We start from the raw sequence: 15691 nt of genomic DNA on the forward strand, positions 1-15691 counted from the left end.
CGGGCCCGATCGTCCGGCGGCCGGGCACTACCCTCGCCGGCATGAGCACCCGCGTCGGTCCGGTCCGGCCTCCGCTGTGGCACGACCGCAACTTCGGCACGTACTGGATCGCGCAGTCGCTCTCCGCCGCCGGCGACGCGTTCGCCTACCTGGCGGTGCCGTTGCTGGTGCTGCACGCGACCGGGTCGGTCGCCCAGATGGGCCTGCTCACGGCGGTGGCCGGCGCCGCGTCCGTCGGCGCGGGGGTCTTCGGCGGCGTCCTGGTCGACCGGTACGACCGGCGCACCCTGATGATCGCCGCCGACCTGGCCCGGCTGGTGCTCTACAGCCTGATCCCGCTGGCCTGGCTCGCCGGCCCGCAGGTCTGGCTGCTCTTCGTCGTGCTGCCGATCTGCGAAGCGGCCGGGATGGTGTTCCAGGTCGCCGCGGTGACCGCGGTGCGCAACCTCGTCGACCGCGACCGGATCACCGAGGCCAACGGGCGTCTGCAGGCGACGTACGCGCTGGCGGCCGTGGCCGGGCCGCTGCTCGCCGGCGTGGTGTCCGCCCAATTCGGCCCCACCGCGGCCATCGCGATCAACGCGGCCAGCTTCGCGCTGTCGGCCGCCGGCCTCTGGCTGGTCCGGCTCCGGCGGCCCGTCGAGGGTTCCGCCGAGCCGGTGGTCCGGGAGAAGCCGCTGGCCGAGTTCCTGGCCGGTGCGCGGTTCCTCTGGCGTCAGCCCGTGCTCCGCTCGCTGACCGTGCTGCTGTCCGTCTTCATCTTCCTGACCTACGGCTTCACCGACGTGCTCGTCTACCACGTCAAGCACGACCTCGGCGGCTCCGACCGCACGGTGGGCACGGTGCTCGGGCTGGCGGCGCTGGGCACGATCGCCGGCGCGCTGCTGGTGGCGCCGCTGCGCCGCCGGCGCGGCTTCGGTGTCACCTGGGTGGGCGCGCTCTCGACCTGCGGCCTGGCCATCGCGGGCATCGGGATCGCCGGGAACGTCGCGGCGGTCACCGTGCTGACCGCGGTGTACCTGTGCGGCGTCAGCGTGGGCGGGATCTGCTCGATGTCGCTGCGCCAGGAGATCACCCCGGACCATTTGCTCGGCCGGGTCACGTCGGCGTTCTGGAGCACGCACTACTCCCTCGGGCCGGCCGGCGCCGCGGTGCTGACCTGGGCCGCCGGCCGGTACGGCGTCAGCGCGGTCGCCCTGGTCGCGGGCGCGGGGTGCCTGCTGGTCGCGATCAGCGGGCTGTTCACGCCGATCCGCCGGGCCGGCTCGGAGCCGGCCGTCCACCGGTCGAACCTCGCGCCGGCCGTGTCCGGCGAAGCCGCCTGACACCCGGCACGCTCGATGCCGCGGATGCGGCAGGTGCCGCGCGCTGGGCGGATCTTGTTGTCACGCAGAGCCGACCAGCCACCGCCAGGACCAGGGATTTCCCGCGCCGGTGGAGCGGGTCCCGGCAAACTGGCAGCAGCAGATCCGCCGCTGGAATCGCAGGTCACGATCCCCGGCGAGTCAGTGCGGAATGGTTCTGATGGAGGCCATGCGGATGCAGGAGAACGAAGCGGGTACGCACAATTCCGGGCCGCCGCGGGACGAGTACGATTTCGTCATCGTCGGATCAGGCGCGGGCGGCGGTCCACTTGCCGCGAACCTGGCGCTGGCCGGGCACTCCGTGCTGGTGCTCGAAGCAGGGGACGACCACGGCTGCCCGTACTACTCGATCCCCATCATGCATCTGTATGCCGGCGAGGACGCCAACATGCGTTGGGATTTTTTCGTGCGGCACTGGGACGAGCGGGCGACACAGGTCAAGGACTCCAAGTTCGTCGCTGAGCGGGACGGGGTTCTCTACCCACGTGGCAGCACCCTTGGCGGGAGCACCGCAGTCAGTGCCATGATAACGATCTACCCGCATCCCAGCGCCTGGGACCGGTTGGCCGACCTGACCGGCGGCCCTTCGTGGGGTTCGGCTCCGATGCGCGGGCTCTTCCGCCGCCTGGAATCCTGGCAGGGCGTCGACGCGCTGCCGCTGCCCGGTGACGACGAAGCAGCGCGCGACCGCAAGGCCGCGCACGGCACGGCGGGATGGCTTGCCACCACCAGAGCCAACCCGCAGGTCGGCGGTCGGGAACCGATGTTCCTGGACATCATCGACGCGATGGAACAGGTCAGCCGGCACCGCTTCGGCATCCCGCAGGAGATCCCGCTGCCGCGTGATCCCAACGCACTCGACACACCGGCTGAATACCAGGGCATGGCGTTCATTCCCGTGGCAGTGCGCGACGGTCACCGTAACGGCAGCCGGGAACGGTTGCAGGATGTGCGGCGCCGGGCGGCGGACAAGCTCGACATCCGGCTCAACGCACTCGCCACCAGAGTCGTGTTCGACGGGGATCGCGCAGTCGGGGTGGAATACCTCGAGGGCGGACGGCTGTACGGCGCAGCACCGGTCACTTCGAACGCCGACGACCCTGGGCGACATGGCGGCGAGGTCCCTGCTGATCCGCAGCCATCGGTGGTGTATGCCCGGAAGGAAGTCATCCTCGCAGGCGGTGCGTTCAACACCCCGCAGCTTCTGAAACTGTCTGGAATCGGGCCCCGGGCGGAGCTGGAACAGCACGGCATCGCGGTGCGGGTCGATGCGCCCGGGGTCGGCGCGAACCTGCACGATCGCTACGAGGTAGCGGTGACCTGCGAGCTGGACCGGAACTACCCGATCTTTGACGGCTCGGCGATGGACGTGCCCAGCGACCTCACGGGGGCCGGCGACGCGCTGTTCTCGGAGTGGCGGGACCGGGCGAACGGGCCGTACGCCACCAACGGCACACTCGCCGCGATCATCGCGAAGTCCAGTGTCGCCACGCAGGAATCGGACCTCGTCGTCTTCTCGGGACCGATCGACTTCCGCGGGTACTACCCCGGATACTCCCGCGGAAGCATGGAGTTCCACAACCGGCTCTCGCTGCTGGTGCTCAAGGCCCACACCAACAACCGGGCCGGCACCGTGAGCCTGCGATCAAGCGACCCGCGCGAGGTGCCGGACATCCGTTTCCGCTACTTCGAGGAGGGCACCGCCGGGCACGAGGAGGACCTCGAGGGTGTCGTGGACGGCATCGAGATCGCCCGAGAGGTGGTCGACCACCTGCAGTTGGCCGGGGTGGCCCGCGAGATGGTGCCCGGAAGTGCGGTCACCGACCGGGCCGCGCTAAGAGATTTCGTGCGCCAGCAGGCCTGGGGACACCATGCCTGCGGCACAGCGAAGATCGGGCGGCCGGACGACCCGGACGCGGTGCTCGACGGCGACTTCAAAGTACGCGGGGTGCGAGGCCTGCGGGTCGTCGACGCCTCGGTCTTCCCGGACATCCCAGGGTTCTTCATCGCGTCGGCGGTCTACATGATCAGCGAGAAGGCCAGCGACGTCATCGCCGCAGAGCATCAGGACGACGACGTCGACGGACCCGGGAACGGCCGGGGCGCCCTGCCCCGGCCGTAACCCTCCAGGTCGGTTGACCCGTCCCGTCAGCGCAGCTTGTACGCCGTGGGAAGGGTTTGCCTGACGGTGTTGCCTCCGCTGTCGGTCGCGCTGATCCGCAGCCCGACACCGGCAGCGGCCTGATCCCGGTTCGGGTGCTTGATCTCCGCGGTGAAGGTGTTCTTCGCCGCGGCACGGGTGATCGCCGGCTGCCAGGTCTTACCGCCGTCGAAGCTGGCCTCGACCTGCAACGAGGTCACCGAGGGCGGGGTGGTGAGCCGCTCCTGGTAGTAGCCGACGACCGTGATCCGGTGGGCGACCCCGGCCCGGGCCGTGTTGTCCAGGGCCAGGCCGAGGTCGTACTTCAGGAAGATAAGCGGCTCCGGCCGGCAGGCGGCCGTGTTGTTGCCGAGCACGTCGCCCATGCACGGCTGCAACTCCGAGGCGTCCCCTTCGGTCGGTTTGTCGGAGGTGTATTCCCACACCGTCGTGACTCCGTTGGTCTCCGCCTCGAACGTGTACCGGGCCGATTCCGCCGGCAGGTCGTAGGCGACGATGTCCCCGCCGACGGAGCAGCCGAGGGCGAACACCGCTGCGGTGACCAGCGCGGCGATCGTACCCTTCCGGTGCCGCGACGACGGCACGCTCGTGTTCATCGCGTTGGTCTCCTTAGCTGTCTCGACTGTCATCGCCGACCCCCGACGAGATCCGCCGTGGCGCCGGATTTGCCGCCGATCCCCCAGGTGAGCCGTACGAGGCGACGTTCGACCTCGTTGCCGGACTCGTTGAGCAACTTGAAGGTGCAGGCAGGCGGCTCGCAGGTCGCGGTACCGAAGTAGTACTGCCCGATGCCCGTGTCGTTGACGAGCCCGATCATCGCCTGGTGGCCGCCGCCGCTGCCGGTCAGGTAGAAGGTCGGGTAGTAGGTGTCACCCTGCCGGCAGCCCGAGCACAGGTACCCGGTCTGCACGGTGAAGCCGGACTTGGTCCGCACCTGCGGCACGGCGCCCGGCACGGTCGGCCCGGTGTTCCAGTGCAGGGTGGTCCGGCCGGTCAGGGCGACGTCCTGCGTCTCGCCGTGACTCTGACCGAGCACAGATTCTCCGGCGTAGTCGGCCCAGGCCGTGTGGAACCGGCTGATGGCATCGCCCTGCCGCTTCACGAAGGTGGTCAGCGTCCGCTGCGTGGCCGTGAGCGGCACGTCAAGCTGCACCGCGGCCGGGCCGGACTTGGGCTGCTGCTGCAGGGTGAAGCCGTAGATCTCTCCGGGTCGGTCGGCGTGGAACTGGTGGTCGACCCGGTCGAAGTCCCCCGTCCTGGTCCGGTAGGGCAGGTTCGACGGGATCTGACCGGAGGCGCCGAACGAGGCGACGTAGACCGTCGGTGCGGCGCTGCCACCCAGGAGGATCCGGACGTGCCGGGAGTCGGCCCGGAGCCGCTTGATGAGGCGGTCCGCCGCATCGTACGACACGCTCACGACCGGCAGCGCGGCGTACGGCTGGACCGCGGGGCAGCTCTGCGGCCCGTCCGTGCACGTGGTGCCCTGCGTCGGGAAGGTGCCCAGCGAGGTGAGGCCCGGTGCCGCGACCAGCACGCCGACGGCACCCGCCGCGGCGGCGGCTGCCACCCGTTCGTCCCGCAGAGTGCCGAACTCGCAGCTGGTCGTGCAGATGTCGGTCGGTGTGATCAGCACCAGCTTGCCCCGGGCGTCGACATTGGCGAGGTCGGCGGCGGACCCGGTGCCCGCGTGGACCACCGACACGAGCCCGCGGGTCGCCAGTCGGGGCACCGGGACGACGATGTCACGGCTGACGTCCGTCTCGTTCTCCTGCCACGTCTGCGTTCCCGCCGGGATCGAGACGTTCGGGGTGTGGTAGCGGCTGGACAGGCTGAAGGTGGGACCGCCACCGACGACCTTCATGGTGACCACCGGAGTCGCCAGCACGCTGTAGGTGTTGTGGCTGAGGGTTCCGGTGCGCACCTTGCCGGTCGGCAGCGCCCACCAGTTCGGCTCGTCGGCGCCGTACATTGCCGTGAGCTCCCCCGTCATCCCCCACGCGCCGGTCACGGAGAGCCGCTCGAAGTTGGTGACCGCGTCGTAGGTCTCGGTGGCCACCGGAGCCTGCACCTTCAGCGGCTTGAGCTTGCGCAGGTCCACCGTGACCGTGGTCGCCTTGGTGAGGTTCACCTCCGCCACCATCGGTACGGCGACGTGCCACTCGCCGGCCGCGTCCTGCCACTCGACGACGACCGCGGCCGCGAAGATGCCGCCGAAGAGTGGCGCGGTCATCGTGTCCGCGCCGTCCATGGCGACCGGGCCGTCGTGCAGGAGCACCTTGTCGTCGACCGGCAGGAAGACGGCGTCGCCGTACCGGACGGTGGTGGCGTCCTTCGGATGGACGACGTTCACCGTCAGGCCGAAGCGCTCGGGCTCGAGGAAGGCGTTGACCCGTGAGGCCGCCCGCAGCGCGCCCGCCGAGTCGCGGGCGTTCACCAGGCCGGTGTAGCGGCCGAAGACCCCGTCGGTGCCGAGCACCGTGCCGTCGACGGTCACCGACACCTCGGCCGACCCGTTGGCGGGCACGGTCACCTCGTCGGTGCTGAGGGTGAACAGACCAGCCGGGGCGGGCTGGTCGCCGGAGGCGATCGACGTCGTGAGGTCCAACGTGATCGCCTCGTCGGTGTGGTTGGTGTAGGTGACCGACCTCGTCAGCGGCGAGTGCGGATACGCCAGCCGACCGAAGCTGAGGCTCCCGCCCGCGATGATCGTCGGGTCGACCGCGGTGGCGACGTTCACCCGGCCGACGCCCTGGGCGTAGAGGTCGTGCCCGAGATCGGTGGCGGTGCCCATCAGCAGCGCCTTGATCTCCTCACCGGTCAGGTCCGGGTGCTGCTGGGCGATGATGGTCGCGGCGCCGGCCACGTGCGGTGTGGCCATCGAGGTGCCGCTGGCGCTGGTGTAGTACTCGTCCACCGCCGTACCCATCGACGTGCCGGCGGCCCGGGCCGCGACGATGTCGACACCCGGAGCCGCGATGTCCGGCTTGGCGGCGCCGTCCCCGACCCGCGGCCCGCGGCTGGAGAAGTCGGCCATCTCGTCGTCCTTGTCGACCGCCGCCACGGTCAGCGCCTCGTCGGCGGCGCCGGGAGCGCCGACCGTCCCGCTCTGCGGGCCGCTGTTGCCGGCCGCGACCACGAACAGGGTCCCGGTGGCGCGGCTGAGCTCGTTGAGCGACTGGCTCATCGGATCGGTCCCGTCGGTGGCCCCGCCACCGATGCTCATGTTCACGACCTTGGCCCCGGAGTGGGCGGCCCACTCCATGCCGGCGATGATCGCGTCGAGCTCGCAGGATCCGCCGTCGTTGCAGATCTTCCCGACCCGCAGTTGGGCGCCGGGCGCGACGCCCTTACGCAACCCGTTGGACGCGGCTCCGGTGCCGAGGATCGTGGCCGCCACGTGGGTGCCGTGCCCGTGCCCGTCCCGCGGGCCGTTGGCGTTCCCACTGAAGTCGACCTGCTCGACGACCTTTCCGGCCACGTCCGGGTGCTCGGGGTCGATCCCGGTGTCCAGCACCGCCACTGACACGCCGTTGCCGTCGTACCCGCGGTCCCAGGCGACGGGCGCACCGATCTGCGGCACGGAGGAGTCCAGGCTGATCCGGGCCAGCTCGTTGAGCCACACCTTCCGGACCCCGACCAGGGACCCGGCGGACCGGGCCGCGGCGGCGCCGGAGGCTGTCTTGCCCCGCACGTCCTGCCACCACCGGCCGTCGCCGGCAATGGTCATCGAGCGTCCGCTGATGCTCGGCAGTGCCCTGTCGAGGGTCGCCCCGGCGGCCTTCGGCGCCTTGTCGGCCGTGGCCTTCTCGGTGTAGGTGACGAGCACCGGCACCTCTCCGACCGTGCCGGATGCGGCGAGCATCGCCAGCTTGGTCAGGTCGAACAGCCCCCAGTCGAGCAGTCCGTTGCCGAGCAACGACAGGGCGTCGTTCGGCACGACGTGTACCTGGCCCAGGCGGGTGATGGTGTGGAACACGACGGAGGATCCGTCGGGCCGCGCCGCGCTCTCGGTGTCGCGGACGACCGGCTTACCGTCGGCGTTGATGCCGACGTGCACCTTGTCGCCGGTGATCAGCGTCAGCGGGAGGGTCGCGCCGGACGCGGCGACGGCCCGCAGCAGGTCGTCGTTGGCGGTGACGGTCACGTTCCGTTTCTGTGGGACATCGGGTAGCGGCGCCTGTCGGGTCGGCTCGGTCGCGTGTGCCGCCGTGGTGGACACGACCATCGCGAAGATGGTCAGGCCTGCGGTCATCGCGCCCAAGCGTCGCCCGAGACGCTTCATTGCCGGGCTTCGCCTCATCTCTCGGTCTCCTGCCAGTTTTACGATTGTGGATGTGCGGGTATGGCATTCGTCGTACGAACGCACCGGTGCCTGCGAACGCTGTGGGATTCACAAAGCGGAATGGGTTGGCGGCGCGGGTCCAGGGGCGGGACGGCGCCTCTCGCCAGTGACGATCACGGTCTGACCATGGGCCTCCTCGCTAGAGCGGTTCGTACTCGCCGGCAGCATCGGCACCGCCCGGACCCTTTGCGGTCGGGGCGTGTGCCGAGGTGGCCGGCGATCCTGCCGGTGCCGATTCGTCCTTCGCACCGGGCGCCGGCTCGGTCGGGTCACCTAGCGGCTCGGGCGTCGGCGGTTCTGCGGGCAGCATGGTGACAAGTGTGAATTCGTGCCCGGTCCCGCTCGATTGGTCAGATGCGGGATTTAAAGACGTCGCCCGCCCGCGCGTCTTTTCTTCGCAGCCAGTGGCGGTGGTGAATTTATTCGTCGGCCGCCGACGGTTGTCCGTGCTCGCCGACGAGGCCCAACTCCACCACCCTGATCGCGAGCGCGGTCCGCGACGTCACGCACAGCTTGCGCATGGCCGACTTCAGCTGGCTGGCCACGGTCTGCGTCGACACCACCAGCGCGTCGGCGATCTGTCGGTTCGTCCGGCCGCCGACCAGCAGCCGGGCCACCTCGAGCTCGCGCGGGGAGAGTTGGTTGCCGTAGCTGGGCCGACCACGGCCCCGCGCCGCCCCGGTGTGGCACCCGCGTTCGGACAGCGAGCGCGCCACCCGGTCAGCGTCGTTGTGGGCGCCAAGGTCCGACAACGCCCGCGACACCTGGGACAGGATCGGCAGGCCGGCCTCGTGTTGGCCGGCGGCGAGCAGGCAGCGGGCGTGGCGCTCCCGGGCGAGCAGGGCGTCGTACGGGCGTGGCAGCGCCTGCCACGCGGTGGCCGCCCGGGCGAACAACGTCGCGGCGCGAGCGAGCTGACCGTCGGCTTCGGCCAGGATCGCGCGGCACACCACCAGGGACGCCTGCGGCGCCGGCGCGTCCTTGTCGCCCAGGGCCCGTTCGAACGCGGTCACCAGGTCGGCGGCGCGGTCACGCTGGCCGGCGGCCACCAGGGCCGCGACGCGTACCGGGGCGACCTCCGTGGCCCGCGGCCAGATGCCACTGTGGACGGCGATGTCGGCCGGTTCGTCGGTGAGGCGGAGCGCCTCGTCGACGTTGCCCTCGTGCAGGCACAGCTGCGCCAGCGCCGCCGCCGCCTCGACGCGTTGCTGGTCGTCGCGCCCGGCGAGGCGCAGACGCTCCTCCGCTCGCTGCCGGTCTCCGGCGGCGGCCTGGATCAGGCCCGCCACGAGGGCGGCCTCGGCCCGGTCCTTCAGCCACACCCCGTCGTCGTCGTCCACCAGCTCCGCGACCCGCTCCGCGAGCCCCGCCCAGGCGCCGCTGAACCAGTCCAGGTGGGCCTGCGTCGAGGCGATGCTGCCGACGTGGCCCAGGAAATCGTGCTTCTCGACGAGCGCCAGGGCCTTGGCCAGCCGGGTCCGGGCCTCGTCGTACCGTCCCCACCGCATCGCCGCTTCGCCGACGTTCGTCTGGCCGATCGCGACGAGCGCCGCCTCACGCGGACTCGCGGGGTCGTCCGGGATCTGCCGGGCCTGCGCCCACCCGGCCTCCTCGCCCAGCATGATCAGCGCGAAGGCGCGTTCCAGGAAGAGCCGCAGGCGCTCGTGGGGCGCGATCGACGGCGCCACCGCGGGCGCCTCGCGCAGCCACCGCAGATGCTCAGCGGCCGGCCGGGCGTCCGCGAGGGGTATGGCGAGGAAGATCCGGGCTCGCGCCGCCTCCAGCGAGTCCGGCGCGAGGTGGGCCACCGCCTCGGCTATCTCGATCCGGCCCGCCTCCATGGCTCCCGCCACCATGAGCACCCGGCCGAGCTGGAAGCGGACCAGCGCCTCCTGTTCCGGCGTCAGAGCCTGGGCCTGGCGGGCCCTTCGCAACGATTCGATGATCTTCGAGTACGGGTCGGACCCGGGCAACGACTGAAAGTGGATCTTCGTCACCAGCCGTAGGAGTGGTTGCAACGGCAGGGCGACGGTGGTGACCAGGTTGTGCAGCAGCAGGGCCGAGGTGGCCACGTCACCGGACTGTGTGGAGAGATCGGCCGCCCGCTCGGTGTAGCGGCAGGAGGCGTCGACGTCGCCGGCCTCCCGGAAGTGCCGGGCCAGCTGTGCCACCGGCGGCAGCGCCGAGTTCTCCAGGGCCCGACCGGCGCGCAGATGCATGACGCGCCGCTCCTGGAGAGGGATGGCCTCGTACACGGCCCGGCACGCCAGGGAATGCCGGAACGACCACTGGCCGCGCTCGTCCTCACGCAGCAGGCCGCAACTGACCGCGTCGGCCAACTGGGCGATGGTCCGCTCCTCGGGCAGACCGGTCACCGCGTTGAGGATCAGGTAGTCGGCCGGTTCGGCGAGCACCGCGGCGGCGTACAGGACCGTCCGCGTGTCGGGCCGGAGCCGCCCGACGCGTTCCAGCACGGCATCGCGGATCGTGGGTGGCACCTCGATGTGGTCCAACCGGCGGCGCGCCCACGCACCGTCCTGGCGGATCAGGTCGGCCCGGTCGTGCATCAGCCGCACCGACTCCTCCACCGCCAGCGGTATGCCCTCCGTTCGTGCGTGCAGGAAGGCCGCGAACTCGGCGGAGACATGCTCGTCGGCGAGCATCGAGGAGACGAATGTGGCGGTCTCGCCGATCCCCAGCGGCTTCAGGGTCAGCCTGACCAGGTGCGCGTCGGCGGGCAGTCGGGAGGAGAGCCGCAACAGCAGCGAGTCCGGGGGCAGCTCCTCCGGCCGGTAGGTCACCACCACGCTCACCGGCTGGGGTCGGCGGGAGACCAGGAAGAGCAGGAACTCCAGGGTCGCCTCGTCCGCCCAGTGCACGTCCTCCAGCGCGAGGACCGCCACGTCCAGCCTGCTGAGCAACTCGACGAAGGCCCGGAACAGCCGGTGCCGGGCCGCCGTCGCGTCCTCCAGCGGCTCCGGCGCCGGCGGCAGGTCGGCCGCCCACTCGGGAAACAACGGCCGGAGTGCGCCCCCCAGGCCGCTGAGCCGCAGCCCCGACACGTTGCCGACGCCCTCGCGGACCGCGTCCACAACGGCGCCGAGCGTGTACGGCTCGCGCAACGGCGGGCAGGCCCCGATCAGGACGCGGCGGCCACGCTCGGACGGGGACGCCAGGAGCTCCCGCAACAGCCGGGTCTTGCCGATGCCCGCCTCACCGTCGAGCAGGACCACGGCAGGCGGTTGCCCGAGTGCCTGGCCGAGTACGGCGAGTTCCCGGTCCCGTCCGACGAACCGTGGCACGGAAAGCGCCGGAAGTTGGCCGGCATCGGTGTTGGCCCCTCTAACCAACGCCCGCCCCCTCCCGGTCGATGGTCTGGCCGATTCTCACCCGACAGCCGCGTTAATGTCCACCAATTTGTATTCATTCCAAATAGCGGGACTGCCCGGATGTGGTGCACCGGGAGATAGGCGCGGCGCGCGGTCGGCCCGGCCGCCCATGCTGCCCGGATACGACGCGCACAAAATCCGAGTGGTGTGTATAAAGCTCGACTGACGCGCATATAGGTCGACTTTGGCCACGCCACGGCGCACGGGGGCCGTGCATCCTTCGTGGCCGTTTCCTACCAATGCGAAAGGGCACCCGCTGTTGATCGTCGGCATCTCTTGACCAGACAAGGGGATCCCGGGCCGTGCTGGAGACCGCCTCCGGTCAATGCCTCGCCGACGCCGCGCCCGCAGGGCGACCGCGCGCCCGGCTCAACCCGCCGGCGCCGCACAGGCACCAGCAACGCAGCCCGTCGGGGCCTGCACCCGACAACGCCTCAGCGGTGCTGTCGAATGCGGTCCCAGGTGCTCGGTGGTTCGAGCCGTACGCCGGTGCGGAGCACGGTGGTGATCGGGGTGGCCTCCCCCGCGACCGCGGTGACCCGGCCGTGCTCGGCCCCGGCCGGCAGTCGTTCCGGTACGGCCGGGATGTCGACGTCCAGCCGTACCGGCAGGCCGGGCCAGCCCACCACCGCCAGATCCGCCGCGGCGGTGATCGTCGTGCCGGTGCCGAGCGGTCCGCGCACGGTGGCGACCTCTTCGCCGGCCCGGACGATCGGGCGCACCGCGATCGCCCTGGCGGCGGTGCGGACCAGCGGCCGGGTCGCCCGGAACACCCGGTCCAGTTGCACGGGGGTGTTGGCGCCCGGTTGCCCCAGCACGGCGCCGACGATGATGATCTTCCGGCCGCCGACCTTGACCACGGCGGCGAAGACGAGGCAGCCGCCGGCCTCGTCGGTGGAGCCGGTCTTGATCCCCACCACGCCGTCCTTGCCGACCAGGGAGTTGTAGTTGCGCACGGTGCCGGCGACCGGCAGGGTGGCCTGCTTCTGCGCCACGATCTCGGCGAACGCCGGCAGTTCCATCGCCTTGCGCGCCAGGATCACCTGGTCGACGGCGGTGCTCACGGTGTCCGGGGCGAGGCCGGCCGGATCGGTGTAGTGGGTGTCGGTCATGCCGAGCGCGGCGGCGGTGTCGTTCATCTTGTCGACGAACGCCGCCACGCTGCCGGCGTCCCAGGCGGCGAGGATCCGCGCCATGTTGTTCGCCGACGGGAGCAGCACCGCCTGGAGCGCCTGGCGCTCGGTGAAGACCGCGCCCGCGACGACCGGCACCAGGGACTCGCCGCGCGCCAGTTCCCTCGGGTACGCGGCGGCCTGCGCCGCGCTGACGGTGAGCTCCGGTCCCTGCTCGCCCCGCTTCAACGGGTGCTCGGTCAGGATGACGTACGCGGTCATCACCTTGGCCACGCTCGCGATCGGCACCGGCTGGTTTCCGCCCGACGTGCCGAGCGAGCCCAGCCCCTCGACCGAGAGGGCGGCCTGCCCGCTCTTCGGCCAGGGCATCTTCGGGGCCGTGCCGGGGATGACCGTGGACGCGGGCAGGGTCCGGGTGACGGTCGCCGCGGGCAGCGGGTGGCGCAGCGGCTCGACCGCGACCAGCGCGGTACCGGCCAGCACCAGGGTCAGCAGGCCACCGGTCAGCAACCGGCCGCGTCCGCGACGCCGGGCCGGCGGTCGTGCCGGGACCGGTTCGATCACCTGGGTCCGCGCGGGGTCGTGCATCCTTGGCATCTCCTGTCTGGCACGCCGGCCCGCCCTGCGGCGGCGCCGGCGCGCTTGTTCCTGCTGGTGGGCGACGATCGGTCGAGGGACACGTCACCGTCGCATCGGCGGCCGGCCCGGACTCAGGTGAGGGTGGCCACCACGTACGCGGTGGCCTCGGCGATGAGGCTTTGATCGTATTCGGCGTCCCTGGTGGCCTTGCTGGACATGACCGCGACGACGAGCGGCGCGGAATCCGGGGGCCAGACCACCGCGATGTCGTTGACCGTGCCGTAGTCACCGGTCCCGGTCTTGTCGGCCACGGTCCATCCCCGCGGCACGCCGGCCCGGACGCGCCGGGCGCCGGCGCCGGTGGCGTTGCGTTCCAGCAGGTCACGGAGGAACGCGCGCTTCTCGGTGGGCAGGGCGTCCCCCAGCACGATCTTCTGGTAGTCGCCGCCAATCGCCCGGGGCGACGTCGTGTCGCGGGGGTCGCCCGGGACGGCCGTCACGATCGCCGGCTCCATCCGGTCCATCCGGGTGACCGGGTCGCCGAGGCTGCGCAGGTACGCCGTCAGCCGGGCCGGGCCGCCGAGATCGCGGAGCAGGAGGTTGCCGGCCGTACCGTCGCTGTGGCGGACCGCGGCGTCACACAGCTGACGGATCGACATCCCCCTGGCCACGTGCCGCCTGGTGATGACGGAACTCTTCATGAGATCGCGCTCGGCATACTTGACGATCTTGTCCAGGTGCGACAGCGGGTTGCGGTGCAGGACGGCTGCCGCGGCCAGTCCCTTGAAGGTCGAGCAGAAGGCGAACCGTTCGTCCGCCCGGTGCGCCACGGCCCTGCCGGTACCGGTGGCCAGGGCATACACCCCGAGGCGCGCGTCGAACCTGCGCTCCAGCTCGACGAGGCGCTCGTGCTGCTCGTCGGGCGCGGCAGCAGACGCGGCGGCGGAGGGAGCTGCGGGCGAAGCGGCGGTGGTGGGGCCGGAAGCGGGCCTTGCGCCGGTGGCGCAGCCGGCCAGGGGCAGAACTGCCGCCATCCCGAGAAAGGCACGGCGAGTGGTGGTGGGTCGCGCTGACCCGCCAGGGGTGACTGGCCGGAGCGGGGGCCCGAACGGCCCGGTTGAGATTCGCATCGCTGGTTACACGCGCGACCCGCCCGGCGCGGTTGCATCAAAGCGGTCCGGCCCCGGCTCTTACTTTTAACAAAGTTAATTGATAACCTCCCGTCCATCGACGAGGAGGAATGCCATGGGACTTCGACGCACGATGCCCGCGCTGGTGGCCGGCGCGACGCTGGTCGCCAGCATCGCGGCGCTGCCGACGGTGCACGGCTTCGCGGCGACCACGGGCGGCCCGCACACCGTCCTGGCCGCCTGCACCGCGCCGGCCTGGGCGGAGGGCACCAGTTACCCCGCCGGCAGCCGGGTCACCTACGCCGGCCGGTTGTACCAGGCGCTGGTGACCCACACCCCGCCGCCGGGCGCCGGTTGGAACCCGGCCGCCACACCGTCGCTCTGGACCGATCTCGGGGCGTGCGACGGCACGCCGTCGCCCACGCCCACCGGCACGTCGTCCCCCACGCCGACACCCACACCCACGCCGACGCCCAGCGGGACGACCACCCCGCCCGGCTCCGGGACCTGCGCCGGCAAGCCGAAGCCGACCGGCAAGGTGCTCCAGGGCTACTGGGAGAACTGGGACGGCGCGGCGAACGGCGTCCATCCGCCGCTGGGCTGGATCCCGATCACCGACCCGCGCATCACCGCGCACGGCTACAACGTGATCAACGCGGCGTTCCCGGTCATCCGCGCCGACGGCACCGTGCTGTGGGAGGACGGCATGGACGCCACGGTCCGGGTGCCGACCCCCGCCGAGATGTGCCGGGCCAAGGCCGCCGGGCTGACCATCCTGATGTCGATCGGCGGCGCCACCGCCGGGATCGACCTCAACTCGACGGCGGTCGCCGACCGCTTCGTCGCGACGATCGTGCCGATCCTCAAGCGCTACAACTTCGACGGCCTCGACATCGACATCGAGACCGGGCTCACCGGCAGCGGGAACATCTCCCAGCTCTCCACGTCGCAGGCGAACCTGATCCGGATCATCGACGGGGTGCTCGCGCAGATGCCCCCGAGCTTCGGGCTCACCATGGCGCCGGAGACCGCGTACGTCACCGGCGGCAGCGTCACCTACGGGTCGATCTGGGGCGCGTACCTGCCGATCATCAAGCGGTACGCCGACAACGGCCGGCTCTGGTGGCTGAACATGCAGTACTACAACGGCAGCATGTACGGCTGCTCCGGCGACTCCTACCCGGCCGGCACCGTGCAGGGCTTCACCGCGCAGACCGACTGCCTCAACGCCGGGCTGGTCATCCAGGGCACCACCATCCGCGTCCCGTACGACAAGCAGGTGCCCGGCCTGCCGGCACAGCCCGGCGCCGGCGGCGGCCACATGGCCCCGGCGACGGTGGCCCAGGCGTGGAACACCTACCGCGGCGGCCTGAAGGGGCTGATGACCTGGTCACTGAACTGGGACGGGTCGAAGGGCTGGACCTTCGGCGACAACGTCAAGGCCCTCCAGGGCCGCTGAACCGACCCCGGGCGGATGCCGGCGCCTTCGCGGAATCCGGCATCCGCCCGTATCGACCTAGACGAGTAGTTCCGATGTCAGGGGTCGATGTCTGGGTATGAAGAGAGGGCATCCAGGATCATGTTGTGACGCAA

The 15691-nt window shown here is 71.3% G+C and carries 8 protein-coding genes; 3 read left to right on the top strand and 5 right to left on the bottom strand.

The annotated features are described in order from the left end of the window. Nucleotides 1–41: 41 nt before the first annotated feature. Entirely contained in the window at nt 42–1325 is a 1284-nt protein-coding gene (locus tag AC1WTP_RS27215) for an MFS transporter (protein WP_481652095.1), read from the top strand. A 208-nt stretch (nt 1326–1533) separates the two neighbouring features. Then, nucleotides 1534–3486: a GMC family oxidoreductase gene (locus AC1WTP_RS27220; protein WP_481652096.1), complete on the top strand. Its 1953-nt coding sequence runs from the start codon at nt 1534–1536 to the stop codon at nt 3484–3486. Nucleotides 3487–3512: 26 nt separating this feature from the next. Here AC1WTP_RS27220 and AC1WTP_RS27225 read toward each other — a convergent pair whose 3' ends face one another. The 5 genes from AC1WTP_RS27225 to bla all read right to left on the bottom strand — a co-directional run bounded on the left by AC1WTP_RS27225 (nt 3513) and on the right by bla (nt 14002). Continuing rightward, a complete protein-coding gene (locus tag AC1WTP_RS27225; protein ID WP_481652097.1) occupies nt 3513–4121 on the bottom strand; it encodes a hypothetical protein in 609 nt (202 codons plus the stop codon). Nucleotides 4122–4150: 29 nt separating this feature from the next. After that, nucleotides 4151–7777 carry a S8 family peptidase gene (locus tag AC1WTP_RS27230; RefSeq protein ID WP_481652098.1) on the bottom strand — a complete coding sequence of 1209 codons (3627 nt, stop codon included), beginning with the start codon at nt 7775–7777 and terminating at the stop codon, nt 4151–4153. A gap of 509 nt (nt 7778–8286) precedes the next feature. Next, a complete protein-coding gene (locus tag AC1WTP_RS27235) occupies nt 8287–11169 on the bottom strand; it encodes a helix-turn-helix transcriptional regulator (RefSeq protein WP_481652099.1) in 2883 nt (960 codons plus the stop codon). Between the two features lie 521 nt (nt 11170–11690). Continuing rightward, nucleotides 11691–12977: a D-alanyl-D-alanine carboxypeptidase family protein gene (locus AC1WTP_RS27240; RefSeq protein ID WP_481652100.1), complete on the bottom strand. Its 1287-nt coding sequence runs from the start codon at nt 12975–12977 to the stop codon at nt 11691–11693. A 122-nt stretch (nt 12978–13099) separates the two neighbouring features. Beyond that, on the bottom strand, nt 13100–14002 hold the full coding sequence (gene bla, locus AC1WTP_RS27245; protein ID WP_481652101.1) for a class A beta-lactamase: 903 nt from the start codon (nt 14000–14002) through the stop codon (nt 13100–13102). A 211-nt stretch (nt 14003–14213) separates the two neighbouring features. On the opposite strand from bla, the gene AC1WTP_RS27250 reads away from it, so the two are divergent. Next, the gene (locus AC1WTP_RS27250; RefSeq protein ID WP_481652102.1) at nt 14214–15557 is read left to right on the top strand and encodes a carbohydrate-binding protein; all 1344 of its coding nucleotides are present in this window, start codon (nt 14214–14216) and stop codon (nt 15555–15557) included. The last annotated feature ends 134 nt before the right edge of the window (nt 15558–15691 follow it).

The organism is Micromonospora sp. R311 (assembly GCF_056780015.1).